21 protein-coding genes and 1 tRNA gene are annotated in these 24,724 nt (G+C 70.8%); 7 read left to right on the top strand and 15 right to left on the bottom strand.

Features of this window, described 5'->3' with window-relative positions; genetic code table 11:
• Window positions 1–40 precede the first annotated feature (40 nt).
• The gene (locus ACZ6Z8_RS05620; RefSeq protein WP_465606655.1) at window positions 41–1,498 is read left to right on the top strand and encodes an aldehyde dehydrogenase family protein; all 1,458 of its coding nucleotides are present in this window, start codon (window positions 41–43) and stop codon (window positions 1,496–1,498) included.
• 10 nt (window positions 1,499–1,508) lie between these two features.
• Here ACZ6Z8_RS05620 and ACZ6Z8_RS05615 read toward each other — a convergent pair whose 3' ends face one another.
• The 6 genes from ACZ6Z8_RS05615 to ACZ6Z8_RS05590 form a co-directional block, all read right to left on the bottom strand.
• The gene (locus ACZ6Z8_RS05615; protein WP_465606653.1) at window positions 1,509–2,444 is read right to left on the bottom strand and encodes an AraC family transcriptional regulator; all 936 of its coding nucleotides are present in this window, start codon (window positions 2,442–2,444) and stop codon (window positions 1,509–1,511) included.
• Between the two features lie 21 nt (window positions 2,445–2,465).
• Window positions 2,466–3,392: an NADP-dependent oxidoreductase gene (locus tag ACZ6Z8_RS05610; RefSeq protein ID WP_465606651.1), complete on the bottom strand. Its 927-nt coding sequence runs from the start codon at window positions 3,390–3,392 to the stop codon at window positions 2,466–2,468.
• A 288-nt stretch (window positions 3,393–3,680) separates the two neighbouring features.
• Window positions 3,681–5,516 (bottom strand): bifunctional metallophosphatase/5'-nucleotidase, encoded by a 1,836-nt coding sequence (locus tag ACZ6Z8_RS05605; protein ID WP_465606649.1) that lies wholly within the window; start codon window positions 5,514–5,516, stop codon window positions 3,681–3,683.
• Window positions 5,517–5,769: 253 nt separating this feature from the next.
• Window positions 5,770–6,333, bottom strand: coding sequence for a hypothetical protein (locus ACZ6Z8_RS05600; RefSeq protein ID WP_465606647.1), 564 nt, complete (start codon window positions 6,331–6,333; stop codon window positions 5,770–5,772).
• On the bottom strand, window positions 6,320–7,975 hold the full coding sequence (locus ACZ6Z8_RS05595) for a vWA domain-containing protein (RefSeq protein ID WP_465606645.1): 1,656 nt from the start codon (window positions 7,973–7,975) through the stop codon (window positions 6,320–6,322). Before ACZ6Z8_RS05595 ends, ACZ6Z8_RS05600 begins: the two co-directional genes overlap by 14 nt.
• A complete protein-coding gene (locus ACZ6Z8_RS05590) occupies window positions 7,972–9,069 on the bottom strand; it encodes a substrate-binding domain-containing protein (protein WP_465606643.1) in 1,098 nt (365 codons plus the stop codon). The genes ACZ6Z8_RS05595 and ACZ6Z8_RS05590 overlap by 4 nt, the downstream gene beginning before the upstream one ends.
• 291 nt (window positions 9,070–9,360) lie before the next feature.
• Between ACZ6Z8_RS05590 and pyk the strand changes: the two genes are divergently transcribed.
• From pyk to ACZ6Z8_RS05575, 3 genes are all read left to right on the top strand, one after another.
• Window positions 9,361–10,791: a pyruvate kinase gene (gene pyk, locus ACZ6Z8_RS05585; protein WP_465606641.1), complete on the top strand. Its 1,431-nt coding sequence runs from the start codon at window positions 9,361–9,363 to the stop codon at window positions 10,789–10,791.
• 111 nt (window positions 10,792–10,902) lie between these two features.
• On the top strand, window positions 10,903–11,262 hold the full coding sequence (locus ACZ6Z8_RS05580; RefSeq protein WP_402822822.1) for a type II toxin-antitoxin system RelE/ParE family toxin: 360 nt from the start codon (window positions 10,903–10,905) through the stop codon (window positions 11,260–11,262).
• Complete coding sequence (locus ACZ6Z8_RS05575) at window positions 11,259–11,558, top strand: helix-turn-helix domain-containing protein (protein ID WP_465606639.1); 300 nt, start codon at window positions 11,259–11,261, stop codon at window positions 11,556–11,558. The genes ACZ6Z8_RS05580 and ACZ6Z8_RS05575 overlap by 4 nt, the downstream gene beginning before the upstream one ends.
• Before the next feature lie 57 nt (window positions 11,559–11,615).
• Here the strand turns inward: ACZ6Z8_RS05575 and ACZ6Z8_RS05570 are convergent.
• A tRNA-Leu gene (locus ACZ6Z8_RS05570) sits at window positions 11,616–11,698 on the bottom strand.
• Between the two features lie 94 nt (window positions 11,699–11,792).
• On the opposite strand from ACZ6Z8_RS05570, the gene ACZ6Z8_RS05565 reads away from it, so the two are divergent.
• Window positions 11,793–12,449 (top strand): ANTAR domain-containing response regulator, encoded by a 657-nt coding sequence (locus ACZ6Z8_RS05565; protein ID WP_465606638.1) that lies wholly within the window; start codon window positions 11,793–11,795, stop codon window positions 12,447–12,449.
• A 58-nt stretch (window positions 12,450–12,507) separates the two neighbouring features.
• Here ACZ6Z8_RS05565 and ACZ6Z8_RS05560 read toward each other — a convergent pair whose 3' ends face one another.
• The 6 genes from ACZ6Z8_RS05560 to ACZ6Z8_RS05535 form a co-directional block, all read right to left on the bottom strand.
• Window positions 12,508–13,224: an ABC transporter ATP-binding protein gene (locus tag ACZ6Z8_RS05560; protein WP_465606636.1), complete on the bottom strand. Its 717-nt coding sequence runs from the start codon at window positions 13,222–13,224 to the stop codon at window positions 12,508–12,510.
• On the bottom strand, window positions 13,221–14,042 hold the full coding sequence (locus tag ACZ6Z8_RS05555) for an ABC transporter ATP-binding protein (RefSeq protein WP_465607475.1): 822 nt from the start codon (window positions 14,040–14,042) through the stop codon (window positions 13,221–13,223). The genes ACZ6Z8_RS05560 and ACZ6Z8_RS05555 overlap by 4 nt, the downstream gene beginning before the upstream one ends.
• A gap of 8 nt (window positions 14,043–14,050) precedes the next feature.
• Window positions 14,051–15,985 (bottom strand): branched-chain amino acid ABC transporter permease, encoded by a 1,935-nt coding sequence (locus ACZ6Z8_RS05550; protein WP_465606634.1) that lies wholly within the window; start codon window positions 15,983–15,985, stop codon window positions 14,051–14,053.
• Between the two features lie 5 nt (window positions 15,986–15,990).
• Window positions 15,991–16,920 (bottom strand): branched-chain amino acid ABC transporter permease, encoded by a 930-nt coding sequence (locus tag ACZ6Z8_RS05545; protein ID WP_030281863.1) that lies wholly within the window; start codon window positions 16,918–16,920, stop codon window positions 15,991–15,993.
• 159 nt (window positions 16,921–17,079) lie between these two features.
• Window positions 17,080–18,321 (bottom strand): branched-chain amino acid ABC transporter substrate-binding protein, encoded by a 1,242-nt coding sequence (locus tag ACZ6Z8_RS05540; RefSeq protein ID WP_465606632.1) that lies wholly within the window; start codon window positions 18,319–18,321, stop codon window positions 17,080–17,082.
• A gap of 742 nt (window positions 18,322–19,063) precedes the next feature.
• Complete coding sequence (locus ACZ6Z8_RS05535; RefSeq protein WP_402823017.1) at window positions 19,064–19,528, bottom strand: PaaI family thioesterase; 465 nt, start codon at window positions 19,526–19,528, stop codon at window positions 19,064–19,066.
• A gap of 254 nt (window positions 19,529–19,782) precedes the next feature.
• Here ACZ6Z8_RS05535 and polA point away from each other — a divergent pair, with 254 nt between their 5' ends.
• The gene (gene polA, locus ACZ6Z8_RS05530) at window positions 19,783–22,470 is read left to right on the top strand and encodes a DNA polymerase I (RefSeq protein WP_465607473.1); all 2,688 of its coding nucleotides are present in this window, start codon (window positions 19,783–19,785) and stop codon (window positions 22,468–22,470) included.
• 82 nt (window positions 22,471–22,552) lie between these two features.
• Here polA and ACZ6Z8_RS05525 read toward each other — a convergent pair whose 3' ends face one another.
• On the bottom strand, window positions 22,553–23,095 hold the full coding sequence (locus ACZ6Z8_RS05525) for a GNAT family N-acetyltransferase (protein WP_465606630.1): 543 nt from the start codon (window positions 23,093–23,095) through the stop codon (window positions 22,553–22,555).
• Between the two features lie 97 nt (window positions 23,096–23,192).
• Complete coding sequence (locus tag ACZ6Z8_RS05520; protein WP_465606628.1) at window positions 23,193–24,104, bottom strand: S41 family peptidase; 912 nt, start codon at window positions 24,102–24,104, stop codon at window positions 23,193–23,195.
• A 57-nt stretch (window positions 24,105–24,161) separates the two neighbouring features.
• Here ACZ6Z8_RS05520 and ACZ6Z8_RS05515 point away from each other — a divergent pair, with 57 nt between their 5' ends.
• Window positions 24,162–24,668 (top strand): ArsR/SmtB family transcription factor, encoded by a 507-nt coding sequence (locus tag ACZ6Z8_RS05515; RefSeq protein WP_465606627.1) that lies wholly within the window; start codon window positions 24,162–24,164, stop codon window positions 24,666–24,668.
• The last annotated feature ends 56 nt before the right edge of the window (window positions 24,669–24,724 follow it).

Raw genomic sequence — 24,724 nt, 5'->3', positions numbered from 1 at the left:
TACGATGAGGTCCCATCAGGTCGGGCACGAGAGGGATCAGATGTCGTACTTCTCCGAGTTGGCGCTGCAGTACATCGACGGCGAATGGTGCGGCGGCAGCGGCTCCTGGGACATCGTCGACGTCGACCCGTACACCGGCGACAAGCTGGCCACCATCACGGTGGCCACCGTCGCCGAGGTCGACCGGGCCTACCGTGCCGCCGAGCGCGCCCAGCGCGGCTGGGCCGCGACCAACCCGTACCAGCGGCGGCTGGTCTTCGAGCGCGCGCTGCGGCTGGTCGAGGAGCGCGAGGACGAGATCGTCCGGGCGATCATGGCCGAGCTCGGCGGCACCGCGCTCAAGGCGGGCTTCGAGCTGTCCCTGGTCAAGGACATGCTCCGGGAGTGTCTGCACCTGTCGGTGGCCTCCGAGGGGCGGCTGCTGCCCTCCACCGCGCCCGGCAAGGAGAACCGCCTGCTCCGGCTGCCGGTCGGCGTGGTCGGCGTGATCAGCCCGTTCAACTTCCCGCTGTTCCTGGCCCTCAAGGCCGTCGCCCCGGCGCTCGCGCTCGGCAACGGCGTGGTGCTCAAGCCGCACCAGGAGACCCCGGTCGTCGGCGGCAGCCTGATCGCCAAGCTCTTCGAGGACGCGGGCCTGCCGCCCGGCCTGCTGAACGTGGTCATCACCGACATCGCGGAGATCGGCGACAGCTTCCTGGAGCACCCGGTGCCCAAGGTGATCTCCTTCACCGGCTCCGACCAGATCGGCCGGCACGTCGCCACCGTCGCCGCCGCCCACTTCAAGCGGACGGTGCTGGAACTCGGCGGCAACAGCGCGCTGATCGTGCTGGACGACGCCGACCTCGACTACGCGGTGGACGCGGCCGTGTTCAGCCGCTTCGTCCACCAGGGCCAGGTCTGCATGGCCGCCAACCGGGTGCTGGTCGACCGCAGCGTGCTCGCCGAGTTCACCGAGAAGTTCGTCGCCAAGACCGCCTCGCTGACCGTCGGCGACCCCCGGGACCCGGCCACCCACATCGGCCCGCTGATCAACTCCGTCCAGGCCGACGCGATCAACGCCCAGGTCGACCAGGCGATCGCGGCGGGCGCCACCGCGCTGCTGCGCGGGGAGACGACCGGCAGCCTCATGGCGCCCACCGTGCTCACCGACCTGGCCGAGGACGCGCCCATCCTGCGGCGCGAACTCTTCGGCCCGGTGGCCCTGCTGGTGCCCTTCGACGGCGAGGACGAGGCCGTCCGGATCGCCAACGACACGCCCTTCGGGCTCAGCGGCGCGGTGCACACCGCGGACGTCGAGCGCGGGGTGCGGCTCGCCCGGCGGATCGAGACCGGCATGATCCACGTCAACGGCGGGACCATCGCGGACGAGCCCGGGGTGCCGTTCGGCGGGGAGAAGAACTCCGGCGTCGGCCGGCTCAACGGGGAGTCCACGGTGGACGCCTTCACCACGGTGAAGTGGATCTCGGTACAGCACGGCCGGGCGCCGTTCCCGTTCTAGGGAAAGCGGTTCACGCGGCGCGTACCTCCCGGCGGTAGCCGCCGGGAGCCCGGCCGAACTCCCGCTTGAACGCCTTCGCGAAGGCGTACTCCGAGCCGTACCCGATCTGCGCGGCCACCGCCGTCAGCGGCGCCTCCGACTCGCGCAGCAGCCGGGCGGCGGTGGTCATCCGCCAGCGGGTCAGGTACGCCATCGGCGGCTCGCCCACCATCGAGGTGAAACGACGGGCGAAGGCCGCCCGGGACAGGCCCGCCCGGTCCGCCAGGGACTCCACCGTCCAGGCGGTCGCCGGGGCCTCGTGGATGGCGTTCAGGGCGGGCGCCACCGCGCTGTCCCGCAGGGCGGCCGCCCAGCCGGCGGCCGCCGTGGGGGGCTGGTCCTCGAACCAGGCCCGCAGGACGTACAGCAGCAGCGAGTCGATCAGGGCCGGGACGATCCCGGTCGAGCCGATCCGCGGGTTCTCCAGCTCGGCGCCCAACAGCTGGACGGCGGCGGCCAGTTCGGGGTGGCGGCCGTGCCTGGTCGGCAGGTGGATGACGGCCGGCAGCTGGCGGACCATCGGGTGCGGGCGGCCCTGGTCCAGGTGGTAGTTGCCGCACACCAGGCTGGTGCGGGCACCCTCGCCGCCGATCGTCAGGGTGCCGATCGGCGAGTCGTGGTCGATCCGGCAGGCCTCGGCGTCCACCGGCGGGGTGTCCGGGGTGTCGGCCAGGACGTGGCCCCGGCCGTCCCGCAGGAAGATCACGTCCCCGGGGCTGAGCGGGACCGGCCCACCGCCGGCGACCGGGTCGGCGGGGACCATCCAGCAGGTGCCGTACAGCACCACGTGGAAGCCCGCCCCGGCCACCGGGGGCAGCCGGAGGGCCCAGGGCGCGCGGCCCTCGGTGCGCACCGACGCGGGGTGCGCCGTGCGCATCGAGGCCAGTGCCTCGGTCAGGATGTCCATCGTCCGGCCCCGGGGTTCTCGTCACTCAACGGTCAGTACGACCTTGCCCTGGACGGTACCGGAGGCGACCAGCTCGTGGGCCCGGCCGGCCTCGGCGAGCGGGAACACCTCGGCGACGTGCGGGCGGATCCGGCCCTCGTCGACCAGGGCGGCGATCGCCTCCAGCCCGGCGTAGTCGGGCTCCACCGAGACGCCCGCGAAGCGCCGTCCGGCGGCCTCGATCTCGGCGGCCAGCTCCTGGTTCCAGTGCTCCATGATGCTGACCAGGGTGCCGCCCGGCTTGAGCACCCGCAGGGCGCGGGTGCCCTCGGAGGAGGAGTCGAAGACGATGTCGACGTCCTGGACGGCCTCGGTGTAGTCCGTGGTCCGGTAGTCGATCAGCTCGTCGGCGCCGATCTCCTTGAGGAAGGCGTGCTTGGGCTCGCTGGCGAGGGCGATCACGTACGCGCCGCGGGCCTTGGCGATCTGCACGGCAAGGTGGCCGACGCCGCCGGCCGCGCGGTGGACCAGCACCCGGTCGCCCTCGCCGACCTTCGCCAGGTCCACCAGGCCCTGCCAGGCGGTCAGCGCGGCCAGCGGCAGCGCGGCGGCCCGGGTGTGGTCCAGGGAGGCGGGCTTGCGGGCCAGCTGGCGCGACGGCGCGGCCACGTACTCGGCGTAGGCGCCGGCGGCCCGCGGGAAGAACGGCATCCCGTACACCTCCTCGCCCACCCGGTAGCGGGCCCCCGGGCCGGCCTCCTCGACCACCCCGGAGAGGTCCCAGCCCACCGTGAACGGCGGCTCGCCCAGCAGCGGGAACGCCCCGGCCCGCACCGCCACGTCCACCGGGTTCACCCCGGCGGCCTTCACCCGCACCAGCACCTCGCCGCTCAACGGCTTCGGGCGCTCCACCTCGGCCACCTGCATGACCTCGGGACCGCCGAACTCCTGCTGCACGATCGCGCGCATTGCCTTCTCCCTCGTGATGGTCCGTTCACCACCGGCCCGTTGGGCGGGCGGTTGGTGATGGACTCAACGATAGGGAGATCGACTGAGCGGATGAATATCCTCCAGTCTCGGTTGGATGTCCGATCGTCTCGTGGAGCGAGTGGGTCAGCTGGAGTAGCGGATGCGGCCGTCGGTGGCGAGCTCGAAGCCGAAGGGGCCGGCACGGGACTCGCTCATGGCTCCGTTCTCCTGCCGAGAACGGCACGAAGGCCGTCCGTGCAGGGCGGACGGCCTTCGTGGAAGGTGCGACTAGAACACCGGCCGGCCGGCGCGGACGAGGCGCCAGGAGTCGGTGAAGAAGTCGGCGGGGTCGATGACGCCCTTGGCCTTGACCCAGGCGATCATGGTGTTGCGGATCTCGTCGGAGTTCGCCCAGACCGACTTGGCGGTGGCGACGTGCGGGAAGTTGCCGCCGCCGTTGGCGCGGTAGTTGTTGACCGCGAGGACGAACTGGGCGTTGGGGTCGATCGGCTTGCCCTGGAAGCTGAGGTTGACGATCCGGCTGCCCTTGGGCTGGGCGATGTCGATGTCGTAGCTCAGGCCGTAGAGCGAGTCGTAGTTGTAGTCCGGGGTGTCCTCGGCGTTGGTCAGGGTGTCCTTGTTGACCGGGGCGCCCGTGGCGAGCTGGTTGTAGTACTTGGCCGAGAACTCCAGGTAGTCCTTGAGCTGGACACCCGTCAGGATGCGGGCCTCCAAGGTGTTCTCGTAGATGTACAGGCCGGCCGCGTCGCGCAGCTTGACCTGGCCGGCCGGGATCATCGCGGTGCGGTTGAACGGGGCGGCCTGGGCCAGGACCGGGAGGTTGGCGTACTGCCCGCCCGCCAACGCGGCCTTCACGGCGTCGGCCTGGACCTTGCCGATCAGGTCGACGATCGGGGTGGCCTTGAAGCGGGCGTCGGCGATGGACAGCGCGATCTTGCTGGTGCCGATGTTCTGGTTGACGTACGCCACGACCTTCTTGTGCTGGCCGAGGATGGCGTCGCTGATCTCCGGGTTCTCCGGCACGGTGTTGGAGTTCAGGACCCGGGCGGAGACCGAGGCGACCTTCCAGTGGCCGTCGGCGAACTCGACCTCGAAGTCGAAGCAGCTCAGGCGCTGGCCCCAGCACAGCGGCTCGGAGAGCACGACCGTCTTGCCGGTCTTCTTGTTGACGATGAGGCGCTGGGCGACCTCCTTGTGGGTGTGGCCCACCAGCACCGCGTCGATGTCCGGGACGGTCGCGGCCATCTCGCCGGAGGCGTCCTCGGGCCAGGGGAGCTGGTCGCCGTAGGTGGTGGCCTCGTCGATGCCGGAGTGGGCGGAGACCACGATGACGTCCGCGCCCGCGGCCTTCATCCGGGGCACGTACTTGGCGGCGGTCTCGACGATGCCCGGGAAGACCATCTTGCCGGCGACGTTGGCCTTGTCCCAGATCGCGATGCCCGGGTTGGTGAGGCCGAGGATGCCGACCTTGATCGGGGTGTCCTCGTCCAGCCACACCTCCTTGATCACGTACGGCTTGAAGGCGGGCTTCTCGTTCTTCGCGTGCAGCGCGTTGGCGCCCAGCAGCGGGAACTCCAGCTGGTCCTCGAAGGCCTTCACGGTGGGGATGCCGTAGTTGAACTCGTGGTTGCCGAGCGCCGCGGCGTCGTAGCCCATGAGGTTCATGGCGACGGCCATCGGGTGGTCCGGCACGTTGTCGCCGTCGGTGGCGATCGGCTCGACCCGGGCGTAGTAGTAGGTCAGCTGGGTGCCCTGGATGATGTCGCCCGAGTCGATGAGCAGACAGCGGTCCCAGCCCTTCTCCTCGCGGACCTGGTTGGCCAGGGTCGAGATCTTGGCGAGGCCGACCGCGTTGTGGGCCTTGTCGACGTACTCGGCGTCGGTGAAGTAGTCCCAGTTGAGCACCCGGCCGTGCAGGTCGGTGGTGCCCATGACGGTGAAGGCCTGGCGGCGGGGCTTGCGCTTGTTGCCCTTGGCGGCCGCCGTGTCCGGCTCGGCGGCCGCGGCGGCGGGGGCGGCGGCGACGACGGCTCCGCCGGCCAGGGCGGCGCCGGCGGCGGTGGCGGCGGACCGGGTGACGAAGTCACGGCGGTTCAGGGGCATGGACGACTCTCCCGAGTGGGATCGACGGCGGATGGGCCGTCAACTTGTGGACGTACGACGTGCGTGGCGCGGCCGCGCTGCGGTGACGCGCGTAGAGGGACGCGCGTAGAAGTGTGCCGTGCGGGCCGGGCCGCTGGATAGCCCTGCGACGTTTCCAACAGGTGAGATCTTGGCGACTCGTTCGTGACCGGGATGGGCGGAGGAGGGGTGGTACGGGGCGGGACGGTCGGTGTCCGGCCACGGTGAAAGCCGCTCAGCCCAGCTCGGCGGCCAGCTGCTTCACCTCCCGGCCCAGCTCGCCAGCCGGGTCCGGGGCGTCCGGGCCCGCCCACGGCAGCCAGGTCCGGGCCCGCAGGTAGCCGTCCACCGCCACCGGCAGCCGGTGCCGGACGATCCGCTCGGCCACCGGGCCGGGCCCGGTCTCGCGCAGCGCCGCCAGCAGCGCGTCCACCCCGGCCGCGGCGGGCAGCGGGACGGTGTCCAGGTAGGCGGCGAGCGCCTCCAGCTCGGGGTCGGGCGGCGGGTCGGCCTTCTCGGGCGCCGGGGCGGGCATCGGGGCGGCCTTCTCGGGCGCCGGGGCCGCCTTCCCTGGCGGTGCAGGCGGCGGCGGGGGCGGCTGAGGCGACGGCGGCTTCGGGCCCGGCGTCAGCAGCGCGCCCGCCCCGTACAGCCCCGCCACCACCCCCGGCCACCACGCCCCGCCCAGCCCGGCGAAGTGCAGCCCCAGCCCGAGGGCGCCGCCCCCGCAGCCGACCAGGTTCCTGGTCGACTCCAGGTACCGCAGCGCCCTCCGGCCGTACCCGTCACTGGTAGCCACGGATCTCCTCGAACACCCCGTCCAGCGAACCACCGCCGTCGAACAGCTTGCCGCCGCTCACGTCCGCGATCCCCTGCAACTGGCCCACCGCCGCCTCGCCGAACTTGATCGGGAACACCGGGATCGACTTCTCGGCGGACGGCAGCGCGTCGTGGAAGCGCCGGAAGTCGCCGTCCGTGGCGCCCTCGTTGCTCTCCCCGTCCGTCATCAGCACGATCGAGGTGAAACGGTCGTCGCCCGCCGCCCTCTGCTGGGCCTCGATCACCCGGTACGCCTGCTCCAGCGAGTCGTACAACGCCGTCCCGCCCTCGGCCCGCAGCGACTGGACGTCGGCGTTGATCGACGCCAGCTCCGCCTCCGGACCGGGCGTCCCGCCCGAGGGCGGCACCACGTGGGTCTTCGTCCACTTCACCTGCGAGGCGAAGGAGATCAGCGTCACCTCCTCACGGTCCCGGAACCGCCGCACCCCGCGGGTGTCGTCCGTGCCCGTCAGCCGGCCCAGCGCCGACTTCAACGCGCTCAGCCGCGAACCGTCCATCGAACCCGAGGTGTCCAGCACGTACACCGTCCGCGACGGCCGGCGCAGCTCGTTCTGGTACGAGGCCAGCAGGCCGTCCGCCACCGCCCGCGTCCCCGGGAACGGCAGCTCGCGGCGGCGGTCGGTCGGCAGCCCCGCCGCCGGAGCCGCGCCCGCCGTCACCGGGCGGCGCAGCGTCAGCTCCGAGATCCGCTGCTGCACGTCCTGCTTCAACAGGTAGGCGGCCAGCCGCTGGAAGGACTCCCGCTCGCCCTGCCCGGTGGAGGACAGCAGCGACAGCGGGTAGTCCGCCGAGACCACGCCGTCCACCGGGCGCACCACCGTCAGCCGCTGCTCCGGCGGCAGGGTCCTGTTCATCGACAGCAGCACCGACTCGTAGTTCACCAGCGCGCCCACCTTGCCCGGCTCGGCCCGGGTGTACGCCTGGGCCAGCCAGCCCGAGGAACCCGAGGTCAGCTTCTGGCCGGTGAAGAACTGCTTCAACTGCGGCGTCGCCTTCTGCACGTCCGCCTCGGTCAGCGCCGCCCCCGCGCCCGAGAACGCCGAGGCCACCGCGACCAGGGTGGAGAAACCCGAGTTGGAGCGCGACGGATCGGACATCCCGTACGACAGCTTCCCGGCCGCGGCCGCGTCGCCGATCTGCGACCAGGAGACCTTGGAGCCGTCGCCCCAACCGAGGTCGGCCAGCACCGAGGAGCGCACCCCGACCGCCACCGGGGAGACCATCACCGGGGTCTCCGACAGCACCTTGGACCTGCCGGTCGGATCCAGCCGCAGGTACTGGTCGGACGGGAACCAGACCGCGTCGTACTTGCCGTCCGCCCGGCCCGAGGACACCGTGTCCGCACCGTCCAGGGTGCCGGTGAAGGCCAGCTGCACCGTCACCCCGGTCGCCTTGCGGGCGTCGTCCAGGACCGGCTGGAGGTCCTGCAACTCACTGCCGGCCAGGACGCGCAGGACACCGGGGCGGGCCGTCTCGGCGAGCGAGCCGGTCGGGTCCGGGGTCGGCACCGGGGCAGGCGAGGAGGTGCAGGCGGTGGCCGCGGCGAGCACGGCCGCCAGGGCGGCCGTCAGCCAACCGCGTCGCGTCGTCGGGTGGTTCACTTCGGGCTCCCCTTGGCCGCGGCCGTCAGTTTGAGCAGGTTGTCCAGCGACGGCACCGGCGACTGCTTCACCCTCGCCGCGTTGAGGTCCTGGGCGAAGACCGGCTGCCTGCTGCCCTTCACCAGCTCGGCGAAGGCGCCGGGGCGGGCCTGCGGGCGGAAGCCGAACCGGGCCTCCAGAGTGCGCAGCCCGTCGTCGTCCTGGAGCAGGGCGGCCAGCTTCCGGCCGTTCTCGGTGCGGGCGACGATGGTGTGGTCGGAGTAGACCGTGGTGTCCGGGTACATCACCACCGTGTCGCCGGCCGACTGGCCCTGCGCCGTCAACGAGGCGACCTGGGACTCGTACCCGAACAGCAGCGGATTGCCGACGCCCGCCTGGAAGTCCCGGAACGGCTCGTCGCTGCTGCTCTTCTGCCCGCCCTGCATCGCCGTCGCCCGGTGCAGCACCGGCCGGGAGGCTTCGACCCCCGCGTCGTCGGACACCACCTGGTGGTTGTTGAGGACGTACGACAGCAGCGCGACGTACAGCGCACCGGAGGAGGAACTCTCCGGATCGGTGGTGGTGACGTAGATCGGCCCGGCCAGATCGCCGTGGCCCTCGGTGCCCGTCAGGTCCTGCCACCTGCGGTTCGCCTTCAGCGCGTTGACGTACTCGTCCATCCTGAACGTCCAGACACCCGAATCGTCCGGCGCGGCCAGCTTGTTGTCCTTGAGGACCTGCGCCACCGGCGCGTGCGCCACCACCACCAGCGGCGAGTAGAACGGCACCAGCGGGGAGTCCTGCTGCCCCCAGTTGCGCTGGATCTCGCGGGCCGGCGCGGTGCTCGCCGGGAACGCGAAGTCCAGACCGGCGTTGTTCCTCGCCTGCTCGCTCATCGTCCAGGACCCGGTCGAGTCGGCGTGGACCTCCAGGCCGTGCTTCGCCAACTCCGCCTTCACCTCAGGGCTTTCGAAGAACGCCCGCTTCTCCGAACCGATCAGCCCGGTGACCGTGACCGCCTTCGGCGGCTTCGGGTCGTCACCGTCCGGGACCAGCGCGTACGTCACCCCGCCCAACAGGGCCAGGGCGGCGAACACCCCCAGAGCGCGTCTCATGCCGAGCGCCTCCCCCTCGTCGCTCCGTCCCGGGCGCGGTTACCCGGGGGTGACGAGCGTCCCGCCGGGCGGGGAGCACGGCCGGAAGAGGCGGTGAACCAGGGGTGAACACCGTTTCACGGAATCGCATCGGCCGGGAGCCCGGGGGAGCACTCCCGCACGGCCGCGGACAGACCTTCGCACACCGGTCCGAGGGTGTGTCAGATTGTTCAACTCCCCTTACCCCAACGGTCATCCCGCAGTCCTGACCCACGTCGAGGTTACGCGCCGGTAATGCCTACCCTCAGCAGTATGCGCCGAGCAAAAATCGTCTGCACCCTCGGGCCGGCCACCGACTCGTACGACCAGATCAAATCCCTGGTCGACGCCGGGATGGACATCGCCCGACTCAACCTCAGCCATGGCTCCCACGCCGAACACGAGGAACGCTACCGTCGCGTCCGCAAGGCCTCCGACGAAACCGGCCGGAGCGTCGGCGTCCTCGCCGACCTTCAAGGCCCGAAGATCCGGCTCGACACCTTCGCCCACGGACCCGTACTTCTCGAACGCGGCGACGAGTTCACCATCTCCACCGACAAGGACGTCGTGGGGGACAAGGACATCTGCGGCACCACCTACGCCGGCCTCGCCGGCGACGTCGACCGCGGCGAACGCATCCTCGTCGACGACGGACGGGTGACCCTGGAGGTCGTCGACGTCGACGGCCCCCGGGTGCGATGTCTCGTCATCGAAGGCGGACTCGTCTCCGACCACAAGGGCCTCAACCTCCCCGGCGTCGCCGTCTCCGTCCCCGCACTCAGCGACAAGGACGTCGCCGACCTGCGGTGGGCGCTGCGCACCGGGGCCGACCTGATCGCGCTCTCCTTCGTCCGCAACGGGCGCGACATCGAGGACGTGCACCGGGTGATGGACGAGGAGGGGCGGCACGTCCCGGTCATCGCCAAGATCGAGAAGCCGCAGGCGGTCGAGAACCTGGACTCCATCGTGGACGCCTTCGACGGCATCATGGTGGCCCGCGGGGACCTGGGCGTGGAGATGCCCCTCGAACAGGTCCCGCTCGTCCAGAAGCGCGCCATCAAGCTCGCCAAGCGCAACGCCAAGCCGGTCATCGTCGCCACCCAGATGCTCGACTCGATGATCAACGCCTCCCGGCCGACCCGCGCCGAGGCCTCCGACGTCGCCAACGCGGTGCTCGACGGCACGGACGCGGTCATGCTCTCCGGGGAGACCTCGGTCGGCAAGTACCCCGTCGAGACGGTCAGGACCATGGGCCGGATCATCGAGGCCGCCGAGAACGACGTCCTCGCCGCAGGACTCCCCCCGCTGACCACCGGCAGCAAGCCGCGGACCCAGGGCGGCGCCGTCGCCCGCGCGGCGGCCGAGATCGGTGACTTCCTGCACGCCAAGTACCTCGTCGCCTTCACCCAGTCCGGCGACACCGCCCGCCGGCTCACCCGCTACCGCTCACCCATCCCGGTGCTCGCCTTCACCTACGAACCGGCCGTACGCAGCCAACTCGCCCTCACCTGGGGCGTGGAGACCTTCCTCGGCCCCTTCGCCCCGACCACCGACCAGATGGTCGAACAGGTCGACGCGGCCCTGCTCTCCCTCGGCCGCTGCCAGAAGGGCGACATCGTCATCATCACGGCGGGTTCGCCCCCGGGCCTCGCCGGCTCCACCAACCTCGTCCGCGTCCACCACGTGGGGACCCTGGACGCCTGAGCAGATTCCGAGCGGCCGTTCGAGGGCGGCATCCCTCGTTCAGAGGGATGCCGCCCGTCGGCCGTCGAATCTGCGGGGTCGAGCCTGTGGCGGCTCCATAACATCTGTGTTATGACATGGGGAGAGGTGGAGCTCGAACCGGAGGTCCGGGACTGGATCCTCGGGCTGGGCCAGGACGATCGGGAGACGGTAGCGTTCTACGTCGACCTGCTCGCCGTTCGTGGCCCGCTGCTCGGGGAGCCGCACACCAGGCAACTGGACGGCAAGCTTCGGGAATTGCGCTTCCACCTGAACGAGCTGGACATGCGCATCACCTACTGGATCGCGTCCGGCAGGAGGATCGTCCTGCTGACCGTCTTCCGTAAGACGCGCATGCGGGAAGTCGGCGAGGTCGACCGCGCGAGGCGGGCGCTGCGCCGCTGTGTAGCCGAACAGCACACCGTTGATGAGGAAGAGGAGTGGGCGAGATGAGCGAGCGCACGTCCTGGCGTGTCATGCGCGAGGAGATTCTGAATCGACCGGGTGCCGGTGCGGCGTACGAGGCGGCGCGGATCCGGTTCGAGCTGGGGGAGAAGGTTCGGCTGCGCCGGGAGGCGCTCGGCATGACCCAGGCGCAGCTGGCGGCGGCGGCCGGCATGCAGCAGCCCGCGGTGGCCCGCTTCGAGTCGGGCGGAACGATGCCCACGATCGTCGTACTGGAGCGGTTCGCCGAGGCACTCGGCATGCGGCTCATGGTCGAGCTGGAACCGTTGGAGAAAGCGGGATGAGGCACGCGGAATCCGGGGCGAAATCCGGAAAAGGCTGAACAGCCGAGGTGAGAGGGGTGCCGGGTGCGGGATTCGAACCCGCAAGCCCTTTCGGGCAGATGTGTTTGAGACATCCGTGTATGCCGTTCCACCAACCCGGCGGGGTCAGTCCCGACAGAGCATACCGGCTGTGTGTGGTCGGCCGCTGCTAGGTACCCTCGATTACTGCAGTACCCCGCCGGAACTAGGAGCGCAGTGAGCACCGCCGACGAGCAGGCACAGCCGCTTGAGACCGATTCGCCCCAGATCACCCGGATCGTGATCGCCGAGGACGAGGCGCTGATCCGCCTCGACCTCAAGGAGATGCTGGAGGAGGAGGGGTACACCGTCGTCGGCGAAGCGGGGGACGGCGAGACGGCGGTACGGCTGGTGAAGGAGCTGAAGCCGGATCTGGCGATCTTCGACGTGAAGATGCCGGTTCTGGACGGGCTCTCGGCTGCCGAGCAGATCCACGAGGAGCACCTGGCGCCCGTCCTGATGCTGACCGCGTTCTCGCAGCGGGAGCTGGTGGACCGGGCCCGGGACGCCGGGGCGATGGCGTACATCGTGAAGCCGTTCTCGAAGTCGGACCTGGTGCCGGCGATCGAGATGGCGGTGTCGCGGTACACCGAGATGCGGGCGCTGGAGAAGGAGATCGGGGATCTCACCCAGCGGCTGGAGACCCGGAAGCTGGTGGACCGGGCGAAGAGTGTGCTGCAGACGAAGTTCGGGCTGACGGAGCCGGCGGCGTTCCGGTGGATCCAGAAGACCTCGATGGACCGGCGGATGACGATGGCGGCGGTGGCCGAGGCGGTCATCGAGGAGGGCGAGGCCCAGGACCGCAAGAAGGCGGAAGAGGGTAAGTCCGAGTAGCACGGACATGAGGAGGGCCCGGCAGAACGGTTTCTGCCGGGCCCTTCCACGTACGGGCTCAGTCCTCGCCGAGGTACGCCTTGCGGACGGACTCGTCGTGGAGGAGGTCCGCGCCGGTGCCGGAGAGGACGACGCGGCCGGTCTCCATGACGTAGCCGCGGTCGGAGAGCGACAGTGCGGCCTGGGCGTTCTGCTCGACCAGCAGGATGGTCGTGCCGCTCGCCTTGAGCTCGACGATGGTGGACATGATCTTCTGCATCATCAGCGGGGAGAGGCCCATCGAGGGCTCGTCCAGCATGAGCAGCTTGGGCTGGGACATCAGCGCCCGGCCCATGGCGAGCATCTGCTGTTCGCCGCCGGAGAGCGTCCCGGCCGCCTGGCGGCGGCGTTCGCCGAGGATGGGGAAGAGGGTGTAGGCCCGTTCCACGTCCGCCGCGATGCCGGCCGCGTCGGTGCGCAGGAAGGCGCCGAGGAGGAGGTTCTCCTCGATGGTCATGCGGGGGAAGATGTGCCGGCCTTCGGGGGAGTGGGCGAGGCCGAGGGCGACGATCTTGTGGGCGGGGACGGTGCTGAGGTCCTGGCCGTCGAAGGTGACCCGGCCGGCGGTGGGTCGGAGGAGGCCGGAGAGGGTGCGCAGGGTGGTGGTCTTGCCGGCGCCGTTGGTGCCGATGAGGGTGGTGACCTCGCCCTGGTGGACGGTGAAGCTGATGCCCTTGACGGCTTCGATCTTGCCGTAGGCGACGCGGAGGTCCTCGACCTCAAGGAGTGCGGTCACTGGTCGGTCTCCGTAACGGTCTCCGGCACGGCCGGGGTGGTGCCTTCGAGCGGGGTGCCGAGGTAGGCGCTGATGACGCGTTCGTCGTTCTGGACGGTCTCGCGGTCGCCTTCGACGATCTTCTGGCCCTGGACGAGCACGGCGGTGCGGTCGCAGAGGTTGAAGATGAACCGCATGTCGTGCTCGATGACGAGGATGGAGACGCCCTGGTCGCGGATGGCGAAGACGAGTTCCTCGGCGGCCCGGGTCTCCTGGGGGTTCATGCCGGCGGTGGGCTCGTCGAGGAGCAGCAGGCCGGGGTCGGAGGCGAGGGCGCGGGCGATTTCGAGCTTGCGCTGTTCGCCGTAGGGGAGGTTGCGGGCGAGGTGGTCGGCCTTGTCGGCGAGGCCGGTGAAGGCGAGGAGTTCCATGGCCTTGGCGCGGCTCTCGGCTTCGGCCTTCTTGTAGCGGGGGAGGCGGAGGATGGCGGAGAAGATGCCTTCGTCGGTGCGGGTGTGGCGGCCGACGAGGACGTTCTCCAGGACGGTCATGTTGGCGAAGAGCCGGATGTTCTGGAAGGTGCGGGCGATGCCGGCCTGGGTGACGAGGTGGGGTTTGGGGGGCAGGACGGTGCCGCGGTAGCTGACGGAGCCCTCGGTGGGGACGTAGAGGCCGGTGAGGCAGTTGAAGAAGGTGGTCTTGCCGGCGCCGTTGGGGCCGATCAGGCCGATGATCTCGCCTTCGCCGACGGTGAGGGAGACGTCGTTGACGGCGGTGAGGCCGCCGAATCGCATGGTGACGCCGGTGACGTCGAGCAGGGGCGTAGTTGTGGTGGTCATCTGGCGGGTCACGCCCCTGCCTTGGTGAGTGCGGTGGTGTCGTCGTCGGCGAGGGGTTGGGCCGGTTCGTCGGCTTCGTGGAACTCCAGTTGCCGGCGGCGGTTGGGGATGAGGCCTTCGGGGCGCACGCGCATCAGGACGATGAGGGCGGCGCCGAAGACGAGGAGCTGGTAGTCGGAGAGGAATTCGAGCTTCTTGGGGATGAGGAAGAGGAGGGTGGCGCCGGCGAGTGGGCCGCTGATGGTGCCCATGCCGCCGAGGATGACGGCGGCGAGGAGGAAGGCGGAATTGGGGGGCAGGGCGTCGGCGAAGGTGTACTGGTCGGGGGTGACGGTGTAGGTGACGTGGGCCTGGACGGTGCCGGCGACGCCGGCGAGGCAGGCGCCGAGGGCGAAGGCGAGGAGTTTGAGGCGGAAGCCGTTGATGCCCATGGCTTCGGCGGCGGTCTCGTCCTCGCGGATGGCGATCCAGGCGCGGCCGATGCGGGAGTTGCCGACTCGTGCGAAGACCAGGACGACGAGGGCGGTGACGAGCAGCATCAGCAGGTAGTAGTTGCCGAAGCGGCCGATCTGGAGGCCGCCGAGGGCGTGGGTCTGGCTGAAGTCGAAGCCGAAGATGTTGAGTTCGGGGATGCGGGGGATGCCGTTGGAGCCGTTGGTGACGTTGGGGCCGGTGGTTCCGTTGAGGTTCTGCATGGTGATGCGGAAGATCTCGCCGAAGCCGAGGGTGACGATGGCGAGGTAGTCGCCGCGCAGGCGCAGGGTGGGGGCGCCGATCACGACGCCGAAGACCATGGAGACGGCGGCGCCGACGAGTACCGCGGCCCAGAAGGGCAGTTGGACGTGGATGGGTGAGGCGGGGGAGCCGGAGACCAGGGCGGCGGCGTAGGCGCCGACGCCGAGGAAGGCGACGTATCCGAGGTCGAGCAGGCCGGCCAGGCCGACGACGATGTTGAGGCCGAGGGCGACGGTCGCGAAGATCAGGATGTTGGTGGCGACCGAGGCGTACTGCTCGCCGGTCTGGAACGGGAAGCTGGCGGCGGCGGCGAAGGCGGCGCCGGTGGTGACCGGGCGGTACTTGATGGTCAGTGCGCGCAGTCTGCCGAGCAGGCCCGAGCCGGCGAGTGCGGCGATCATGAAGGCGACGAGCAGGAGGTATCCGATGAAGAGCTCGCCGTAGTCGGTGTCGATGCCGAAGGTGATCGCGTAGGAGCCGACGCCGAAGGCGGCGACGATGAGCAGGACCTCGACCCAGGAGGGGAGTTCGCGGGGCGTGGGGAGGGGGCGGTCGATCTTGCCGAGGCGCAGCCGGCTGTTGGCGAGGTGGCCGAGCTGGAGCAGCAGGACGGCGCCGGCGGCGATGGCGAGGGCGCCGGCCAGGGCGGTCATCACGGGGGCGACGGGCTTGTCGCCGGGGATGGCGTGGGCGGCGATCCAGCCGATGGGGGCGGCGGGCAGGAGCAGGAAGAGCCGCTTGTCGAGGATGCGGAGGGGGACGTGGGTGCGCCGTTCGAGGGGGAGGCCGAGGGCGCCGAGGAGGCCGAGGAGGCCGCCGGCGGCGAGGACCCAGCCGCCGGGTTCGAGGTTGGCGAGGCCGCCGAGTTCGGTGGAGATGGCGGCGACGGAGTAGGCGGCGACGGCGAGGGCGCCGGTGGCGGCGTACAGGACGGCGTTGTTGCTGCGGGTGGGGGCGGCCCAGCGCAGGCCGGGGGTGCCGTGGGTGGCGAGCAGCAGGGCGAGGGTGAGGAGGCCGGCGGTGACGGCGAGCCATTGGAGGCCGGCGGGGGAGCCGTAGTAGGTGAGGTCGCCGGGGAAGTCGCTGGTCCAGGTCCAGGACATGGCCGCGGAGGCGGCGACGGCGAGGGCGCCGAGGCCGGTGAGGGCGGTGGCGGCGGTGGCGGGCAGCGGGATGACCGGGGTGGTCTCGGTTCTGGTGGTGGTCATGGTGGTCACGCCCTGTCCGCGACGCGCTCGCCGAGCAGGCCCTGGGGCCGGACGAGGAGCACGAGGATGAGGAGTACGAAGGCCCAGACGTCCTTCCAGGCGCCGCCTCCGAAGAGGTGCATGCCGGGGAGGTGCTGGATGTAGCCGGTGGCGAGGGCTTCGGCGAGGCCGAGGGCGAGGCCGCCGAGCATGGCTCCGTAGATGTTGCCGATGCCGCCGAGGACGGCGGCGGTGAAGGCCTTGAGGCCGAGGATGAAGCCCATCCGGAAGTCGACCTGGCCGCTGCGCAGTCCGTAGGCGACGGCGGCGACGGCGGCGAACGCGGCGCCGATGGCGAAGGCCATGACGATGATGCGGTCGGTGTCGATGCCCATCAGTTTGGCGGTGTCGGGGTCCTGGCTGGTGGCCTGCATGGCGCGGCCGGAGCGGGTGCGGGTGACGAACCAGCCGAGGGCGAGCATGCACAGGGGGGCGGCGATGATCAGGAAGAGGTCGCTGCGCTGGACGGTGACGGAGCCGAGGCTGAAGGGGTCGCCGGGGATCTTGGGGAAGACCCGGGCCTTCTTGGCGTCGGGGTAGAAGGAGAAGACGAGTTGCTGGAGGAAGATGGACAGCCCGATCGCGGTGATCAGGGGGGCGAGCCGGGGGGCGTTGCGCAGCGGCCGGTAGGCGAAGCGTTCGGCGGCGACGGCGGTGAGGGTGGAGACCAGGATGCCGGCGATCAGCATGAGTGGCAGGGCCAGCCACAGGGTGGTGCCGCCGGGGAGGGCGAGGTAGGCGGTCAGGGCGCCGAAGCCGCCGACCATGACGATCTCGCCGTGGGCGAAGTTGATGAGCTGGACGATGCCGTAGACCATCGTGTAGCCGATCGCGACGAGGCCGTAGAGGGCGCCGAGGATCAGGCCGTTGGCCAGCTGCTGCGGTAGGTCGTGCACCGCTGGGCCTCCGTAGTGCGTTCTGGGGTGTCCGCGTGGGTGGTGGATGTGGGGGCGCGCGGGGGCACTCGTGGCGCCCCCGCGCGCTGGTGGTGCTGGGTGCTGGGTGCTGGGTGCTGGTGGTGCCGGTGCTGCCGGTGTGGGGTTCCGGAGGGGCGGTCAGCCGTTGAAGGTGCCGGACTTCTCGACGGCCCACTTGCCGTTCTTGACGGTGTAGACGGTGAGCTGCTTGTTGGTGGTGTCGCCGAACTCGTCGAAGGAGACCTTGCCGGTGACGCCGTTGAAGGAGACCTTCTGGACGGCGTCGCGGACGGCCTTGCGGGCGTCGCCGGTGGGCAGCTTGCCGTTGTTGGCGGCGACGACGTTCTTGACGCCCTCGATGATGGCCCAGGCGCTGTCGTAGGAGTAGCCGCCGTAGGTCTCGTAGGCGTCCTTGTAGTTGGCGGCCTTGTAGTCGGCGATGAACTTCTTGGCGGTGTCGAGGGTTTCGACGGGCAGGCCGACGGCGGTGGCGAAGTCGCCCTGGCTCTTGGGGTTGAGCTTGATGAACTCGTCGCTCTGGATGCCGTCGCCGCCCATCAGGGGGATGTTGACGCCGGCGTCCTTGAGCTGGAGGGAGAGCGGGCCGGCGGCGGGGTACTCGCCGCCGTAGTAGACGGCGTCGGCGCCGGAGGCCTTGACCTTGGTGACGATGGCGGAGAAGTCGCGGTCGTCGGGGTTGACGTGTTCCTCGCCGGCGAGGGTGCCGCCGAGCTTGGTGAACTCGCCCTTGAAGGTGGCGGCGAGGCCGGCGCCGTAGGTCTTCTGGTCGTCGATCAGGAAGACCTTGGTCTTCTTGGCGTCGTTGTAGAGGAACTGGGCGGCGAAGGGGCCCTGGACGGCGTCGGTGGTGGCGGTGCGGAAGTAGGACTTGAAGGGGCGCTTCTTGTCGCCGGTGGCCCACTTCTCGCCCTGGCTGAGGGCGACGCCGGTGTTGGCGGGGGAGATCTCGGTGAGGCCGGCGTCGTCGAAGATCTGCTGCATCGACTGGGCCACGCTGGAGTTGAGGGGGCCGACGACGCCGAGGACCTTGGTGTCGCTGACCAGTTGGGTGGCGTTCTGCTGGCCGGGGGCGGGCTTGGCGGTGTCGTCCAGGGCCTTGATCTCGAACTTGACGCCGGGGACCTCGTTGGTGGCGTTGGCGGTCTTGACGGCGAGGTCGACGGAGTTGCGGATGCCGAGGCCGAGGGCGGAGAGGTCGCCGGTGAGCGGGGCGTCGACGCCGATCACGACGGTGGTGCTGCCGCTGTTGTCCTTGCTGCCGGCGTTGTCGCCGGACTTGCCGCCGCGGGAGCCGCAGGCGCTGAGGCTGAGGGCGCCGATCACGGCAATGCTCACGACAATTGCTGAACGGTGACGCACGAGGGTCCCCTTCGGTTCAGGAGGCGCCCGCGCCGATTGGCGGGAGCCGGGATGCGCGGAGGGCCGGGCCCTTTCCGGATGGCGCGGTGACTGGCCGTGACTCTAGATGTCGTGGGGGCGGCTCGGGCAGTGGTGTGAGCAGGCTGTGATTCTCTTGTTATGAGCACACGGAGCATTCGTCTCAGCATGTGGCCGTTCCGGCTCGACCGGCCCCGAAGCGTCGGGCGTTTACGCGCTGGTGAAGTGATGTAAGGGCCAGAAATGGGGGTTGCGGCTGGCACTGCCGATAATCGGACACTGGTGTCCGATGTGCTGCTTTCGAGCGTGCACGTCCGCATTGCGGACAGGAAGCGCGCGGCCAAAGGACCCCTGACCCTTGCGGAGCGCCGGAACTGCCACGTGCGTGGATTTCCAACTTATTACGCTGCGTTACAAAGGGTGGAGGAAGGGCTGGAGGAGGGGTGGGAGACGCGTCGATCGCACCCGGACATGCCGACGCCCCCTCGCTCAGACCAACGCCTGCCCAAGCGGGCGGAGGGTCAAACGAGGGGGCGACCAAGGGAATTGGTGTTCGTGGGGCTGAACGGGCCGTGACTGACGGCGCGTTGAACACGTACTGCGGGGGCTGGGCGTACCACGTGGGCTGTGCGTGCTGCGTGGGGTGGGCGTGCTGCGTGCGCTGTGCGTGCCGGGTGTGCTGCTCGTGCCGCACGCGCTCAGCGCGCCGCGGGCGCCGCGCCTGCTACAGGTCGCGCAGCATGCAGGTCAGCCGGCAGCTGGTGACCCGCTTGCCGGTGTCGTCGGTGATCGCGATCTCGTACGTGGCGGCCGTGCGGCCCTTGAACACCGCCGTCGCCACCCCGGTGACCAGGCCGGAGGTGGCCGAGCGGTGGTGGGTGGCGTTGAGGTCCACGCCCACCGCGTACCGGCCCGGGCCGGCGTGCAGCATCGCGCCGATCGAACCCAGCGTCTCGGCCAGCGCCGCCGAGGCGCCGCCGTGCAGCAGCCCGTACGGCTGCTGGTTGCCCTCCACCGGCATGGTGCCGACCACCCGGTCGCCGGAGGCCTCGACGATCCGGATGCCGAGCTTCTCGCCGAGGTGGCCGCCGGAGAAGGTCTCCGGGCTCACCCCGAGCTTGGCGAAGTGGTCCAGCACGTCCTGCGGGACCTTCAGGACGGGGGCGGTGCCGGGGGTCGCGTCGGCCATGTCGGTCATGGGGGGAACTCCTGCCGCTCGGGGGTGGTTCGGGTGTCGCGTCGTGGTGCTGCCTGTGATCGTACGACCGTCCTACTCACTGGTAGTGGCGGTGGCCGAGCTGGCGCGGCGCCCCTTTTGTCGGTGCCGGGCCATAGGATCGGTGGCCGGAAGTGGAATCGGCAGGAACGGACGTTGACGTGGCAACGCAGAGTACGGAAAAGGGCGCGACGGGTGACGGCGGGGCCGGCCCGCGGCCCCGGCTGATGCTGCTCGACGGGCACTCGATGGCCTACCGGGCCTTCTACGCCCTGCCCGTGGAGAACTTCAACACCTCCACCGGCCAGCCCACCAACGCGGTCTACGGCTTCGCCTCGATGCTCGCCAACACCGTCCGCGACGAACAGCCCACCCACCTCGCCGTCGCCTTCGACCTCTCCCGGCAGACCTTCCGCTCCGCAGAGTTCCCCGACTACAAGGCCAACCGCGCCAAGACGCCGGACGAGTTCCGCAGCCAGGTCGGCCTGATCGGCGAACTCCTCGACGCCATGAACGTCCCCCGGATGACGGTCGAGGGCTTCGAGGCCGACGACATCATCGCCACCCTGGCCACCGCCGCCGAGGCGGCCGGCTACGACGTCGACATCGTCACCGGCGACCGCGACTCCCTCCAGCTGGTCACCGACCACGTCACCGTGCTCTACCCCACCAAGGGCGTCTCCGAGCTCACCCGCTTCACCCCCGAGAAGGTCACCGAGAAGTACGGCGTCACCCCGCGCCAGTACCCCGACCTCGCGGCCCTGCGCGGCGACCCGTCCGACAACCTGCCCGGCATCCCCGGCGTCGGCGAGAAGACCGCCGCCAAGTGGGTCAACCAGTTCGGCTCCTTCGACGAACTCGTCGCCCGCGCCGACGAGGTGAAGGGCAAGATCGGCGAGAAGCTGCGCGACAACCTCGACTCCGTCAAGCGCAACCGGGTCCTCACCGAGCTGGTCCGCGACGTCGAACTCCCGCTGGGCGTCGCCGACCTGGCCCGCCGGCCCTTCGACAAGGACGCCGTCGGCACCCTGATGGAGTCGCTGGAGTTCCGCAACGCCAACTTCCGCGACCGGGTCTTCGGCATCGACCCGGCCGCCGGCGAGGCCTCGGCGGAGCCCGAGCTCGCCCCCGGCGTCGAGGTCGACGGCGAACTGCTCACCGATCCCGGCACGCTCGCCGCCTGGCTGGGCGAGCACGCCTCCGACGGCAAGACGACGGTGGCGCTGGCCGCCGTCTACCAGTGGGCGCTCGGCACCGGCGAGGTCACCGAAGTCGCCCTCGCTGCAGGGGAGTCGGCCGCCTGGTTCGACCCGGCGCTGCTCGCCGAGGAGGACGAGCGGGCCTTCGCCGGCTGGCTCGCCGACCCGGCCGCCCCCAAGGCGCTGCACATCGCCAAGCAGGTCATGCGTGCCTTCGCCGAACGCGGCTGGACCGTCGCCGGGGTCGTCGCCGACACCGCGCTCGCCGCCTACCTGGAGAAGCCCGGCCGCCGCACCTTCACCCTGGAGGTCCTCGCCGAGGAGTACCTGGCCCGCTCCCTCACCCCCGCCCCGGCGGCCGAGAGCGGCCAACTCGCCTTCGACGCGCCGGAGGAGGACCCGGCCGCGCACGCCCAGGCGCTCATGCTCCAGGCCCGCGCCGTGCTCGACCTCGCCGCGCTCTTCGACACCCGCCTCGCCGAGGTCGGTGCCGCCGGGCTGCTGCACGACATGGAACTGCCCATCGCGGCCCTGCTCGCCCGCATGGAGCGCTACGGCATCGCCGCCGACCGCGAGTGGCTCACCCGGCTGGAGACCCAGTTCGCCGCCGAGATCCAGCGCTGCGTCGAGGAGGCCCACGCCGCCGCCGGGCGGGAGTTCAACCTCGGCTCGCCCAAGCAGCTGCAGGAGATCCTCTTCGGCGACCTCGCCCTCCCCAAGACCAAGAAGATCAAGACCGGCTACACCACCGACGCCGACGCGCTCACCTGGCTGGCCACCCAGACCGACAACGAGCTGCCCGTCATCCTGCTGCGCCACCGCGACCAGGCCAAGCTGCGCACCACCGTCGAGGGCCTGCTCAAGACGGTCTCGCCCAAGGGCCGGATCCACACCACCTTCAACCAGATGGTCGCCGCCACCGGCCGGCTCTCCTCGCAGGACCCGAACCTGCAGAACATCCCGGTCCGTACGGAGGAGGGGCGCGCCATCCGCCGCGCCTTCGTCGTCGGGGCCGGGTACGAGTCGCTGCTCACCGCCGACTACTCGCAGATCGAGCTGCGGATCATGGCCCACCTCTCCGAGGACGAGGCGCTGATCGAGGCCTTCGCCACCGGCGAGGACCTCCACACCACCGTCGCCTCCCAGGTCTTCGAGGTCCCCGGCGCCGCCGTCGACGCCGAGATGCGCCGCAAGATCAAGGCGATGTCCTACGGCCTCGCGTACGGGCTGTCCGCGTACGGGCTGTCCCAGCAGCTCGGCATCAAGCCGGCCGAGGCCCAGGGCCTGATGGACACCTACTTCGAGCGCTTCGGCGGCGTGCGTGACTACCTGCACCGGGTCGTCGACGAGGCCCGCGCCACCGGCTACACCGAGACCCTCCTCGGCCGCCGCCGCTACCTGCCCGACCTCAACAGCGACAACCGCCAGCGCCGCGAGATGGCCGAGCGGATGGCCCTCAACGCCCCCATCCAGGGCTCGGCCGCCGACATCGTCAAGATCGCCATGCTGCGGGTGGACGACGCCCTGCGCGCGGCCGGGCTCACCTCCCGGATGCTGCTCCAGGTGCACGACGAAATCGTGCTGGAACTCGCCCCGGGCGAGCGCGAGCAGGTCGAGACCATCGTCCGCGAGCAGATGGCCGGCGCCTACCCGCTGCGCGCCCCGCTCGACGTCTCCGTCGGCGTCGGCGCCAACTGGGAGGCCGCCGCCCACTGACGGTGGTTCTCAGGACGGGCCCGGACACACGGAGTGTCCGGGCCCGCCGATCCCGGTTCGCGGCTGTCGGAGGGCTTCTCTCCTACGGCTGCTCCGGGGTCCGGGAGGGGCTGCGGAAGTCCGGGTAGCCCAGGATGAGCAGCTTCTCGGCCGGGTTGAGGCCGTAGGGGACCACCTTGCCGGTGAGTTCGAAGCCGAGCCGCCGGTAGAACGCCAGCGCCCGCTCATTGCCCTCGTGCACGCCCAGGGTCAACCACCGCACGTCGGTGTTGACCCGGGCGTAGTGGATGCTCGCCCTCACCAGGTCGGCGGCGGGGCCGACGGGCCCGCGGTGCTGCGGGGCCACGTAGACCGAGTGGACGTGAACGTGGTCCGGGACGTCCGGGAGGGGCCCGACACCGGCGATCCCGACCCAGTTTCCGGCCTCGTCGGCGGCGACGAACGTGGCCGACTCCTGGGCGCAGGCCCCGACGGCGGCCTGCTGCCGCCAGGCGTCGTCGGGGAGGGCGGCGGTGTCCTCGTAGGAGGAACTGAAGGCCGTGGGTGAGTCGCGCAGTGCCTCCAGCCTGATCGAGCGGAGTTGCCGGTGCTCCGTGCCGGTCATTCGGCGTATGACGTAGTGCATGGGGCCGACTCTCGCAGATTCGGGTCAGGCAGGGGTCATGGTCCGCGGTCCGGTCCAGCCGGGCACCCGGTCCCGCGGGCCGCGGGCCGGACGAGGATCAGGCCAGGCGCGCCAGGGCCAGGGTCAGCGCGTGGTCGAGGGCCGCGTCGGCGGCGCACGGCGCGTCGGGCTGGACGCCGGTGCCTTCCCAGTTGGTGCCGGAGACCGGGTTCTCCGCGCGGGCGACGGGCACGCTCAGCTCCAGGTGCGGGTGCACCGTCCAGCCGTCGCGCGGGTGGGCGCCGCCCCGGGTGGCCTCCCCGACGATCACGGCGCGCCCGAGCTGCTGCAGGTCGTAGGACAGCTCCTCGGCCGCGGAGAAGGTGTTCGCGCTGGTCAGCACGTAGACCGGCTTGTCGGCGCCGAAGCGGGCACCCGGTACGAACGGGGGTGTCCAGAACTGCTCGGCCACCTCTCCCTGCCGCGAGACCAGGGTGTTGAGGTGCGTGCGGCCGTCGAGCAGGTAGCCGCAGATGAAGGCGACGGTGTCGGGGTCGCCACCGGTGTTGCGGCGCAGGTCGAGTATGAGGGCGCGGGCGGGGGCGACCAGCGAGAGTGCCGCGGCCAGTGGCTGCGCCGCCCAGTCCAGCGGGAACATCTTGGGTGCGATCTCCAGCACCGCGACGCCGCCGTCGAGGAGTTCCACGCGCGGGACCCCGCTCATGGAGGCGTCGAACTCCCTGCGCATCGCGGCGAGTGCGGCCTCGCCCCGGTTCGGCGGCACCGGCACGGCGTGGTACTTGAGGGCCAGGTGCAGGTCGCCGTTGACGGTCCGCAGGTCCGCGGTGACCGCCTCGGCCAACTCCTCGGCGGATCCCGCCGCGTAGGCGCCTTCGGTGCTCCGGCTCCGCAGCAGGGCAGCCAGTTGCCGGGCGACTTCGGGGAAGACGTAGTTCTCGCTGACCAGGTCGGCGATCGAGGTGACGACGGCGGCGGCGTCCAGCGCGGGAGGCATGGTGGTGGAGGTCATGGGAGGGAGTAGAGCAGTGGCTTGCCAAAGCGTCAAACGTACTTAACGCTTGATCTGATGAGCCATCAACCAGACGAAGTCGTCCAGCGGATCAGCACTCCTGTGCAGCACACCGCACTCGCCCACCCCGTGCGCCAGCGCCTGCTCTTCGCCCTGAGCGCCCGGCCGTCGACGATCAGCCGGCTCGCCGCGCGGTTGGGAGTGAACAAGGGCAGCGTGTCCCACCACCTCCGGGTGCTGTGCGAGGCGGGGCTGGTCCAGGACGCGGGAACGCGGCGGGTGCGCGGCGGCACCGAGAAGTACTACCGGAGGACCGCCGAGCGGCTCCTCGTCGACGAACCGCAGCCGGAGGGCACGGCCGCACTGTTCGGCGCCGTCGCCCAGGAGCTGGACCGCTCGCCCGTCGACCATCTCCTGACGCTGCGCCACATCCGGCTCAACCCGGCCAGGGCGGCACGGCTGGCCGAGGCGCTGGCCGCACTGGTCGACGAGACGGAGGAGGATCCGGAGGGCGAGCCGGTGCACGGCCTCCTGGTGACGCTCTACCAGCAGGCCGGGTCGTAGGGCGGGGCGGCCTGCCGACGTCCGGGGCCCCACCCGCGGGCGCGGGCCGACTTCGG

Source organism: Kitasatospora sp. NPDC101108, assembly GCF_055584725.1.
This window is presented reverse-complemented; position numbering and strand designations above follow the sequence as displayed.

Excerpts from the sequence above, each read along its gene's own strand:
- ACZ6Z8_RS05620 (WP_465606655.1), top strand. The coding sequence starts at position 41 with ATGTCGTACTTCTCCGAGTTGGCGCTGCAGTACATCGACGGCGAATGG.
- ACZ6Z8_RS05615 (WP_465606653.1), bottom strand. The coding sequence starts at position 2,444 with ATGGACATCCTGACCGAGGCACTGGCCTCGATGCGCACGGCGCACCCC.
- ACZ6Z8_RS05610 (WP_465606651.1), bottom strand. The coding sequence starts at position 3,392 with ATGCGCGCGATCGTGCAGCAGGAGTTCGGCGGTCCCGAGGTCATGCAG.
- ACZ6Z8_RS05605 (WP_465606649.1), bottom strand. The coding sequence starts at position 5,516 with ATGCCCCTGAACCGCCGTGACTTCGTCACCCGGTCCGCCGCCACCGCC.
- ACZ6Z8_RS05590 (WP_465606643.1), bottom strand. The coding sequence starts at position 9,069 with ATGAGACGCGCTCTGGGGGTGTTCGCCGCCCTGGCCCTGTTGGGCGGG.
- pyk (WP_465606641.1), top strand. The coding sequence starts at position 9,361 with ATGCGCCGAGCAAAAATCGTCTGCACCCTCGGGCCGGCCACCGACTCG.
- ACZ6Z8_RS05580 (WP_402822822.1), top strand. The coding sequence starts at position 10,903 with ATGACATGGGGAGAGGTGGAGCTCGAACCGGAGGTCCGGGACTGGATC.
- ACZ6Z8_RS05575 (WP_465606639.1), top strand. The coding sequence starts at position 11,259 with ATGAGCGAGCGCACGTCCTGGCGTGTCATGCGCGAGGAGATTCTGAAT.
- ACZ6Z8_RS05555 (WP_465607475.1), bottom strand. The coding sequence starts at position 14,042 with ATGACCACCACAACTACGCCCCTGCTCGACGTCACCGGCGTCACCATG.
- ACZ6Z8_RS05550 (WP_465606634.1), bottom strand. The coding sequence starts at position 15,985 with ATGACCACCACCAGAACCGAGACCACCCCGGTCATCCCGCTGCCCGCC.
- ACZ6Z8_RS05535 (WP_402823017.1), bottom strand. The coding sequence starts at position 19,528 with ATGGCCGACGCGACCCCCGGCACCGCCCCCGTCCTGAAGGTCCCGCAG.
- polA (WP_465607473.1), top strand. The coding sequence starts at position 19,783 with ATGCTGCTCGACGGGCACTCGATGGCCTACCGGGCCTTCTACGCCCTG.
- ACZ6Z8_RS05525 (WP_465606630.1), bottom strand. The coding sequence starts at position 23,095 with ATGCACTACGTCATACGCCGAATGACCGGCACGGAGCACCGGCAACTC.
- ACZ6Z8_RS05520 (WP_465606628.1), bottom strand. The coding sequence starts at position 24,104 with ATGACCTCCACCACCATGCCTCCCGCGCTGGACGCCGCCGCCGTCGTC.
- ACZ6Z8_RS05515 (WP_465606627.1), top strand. The coding sequence starts at position 24,162 with ATGAGCCATCAACCAGACGAAGTCGTCCAGCGGATCAGCACTCCTGTG.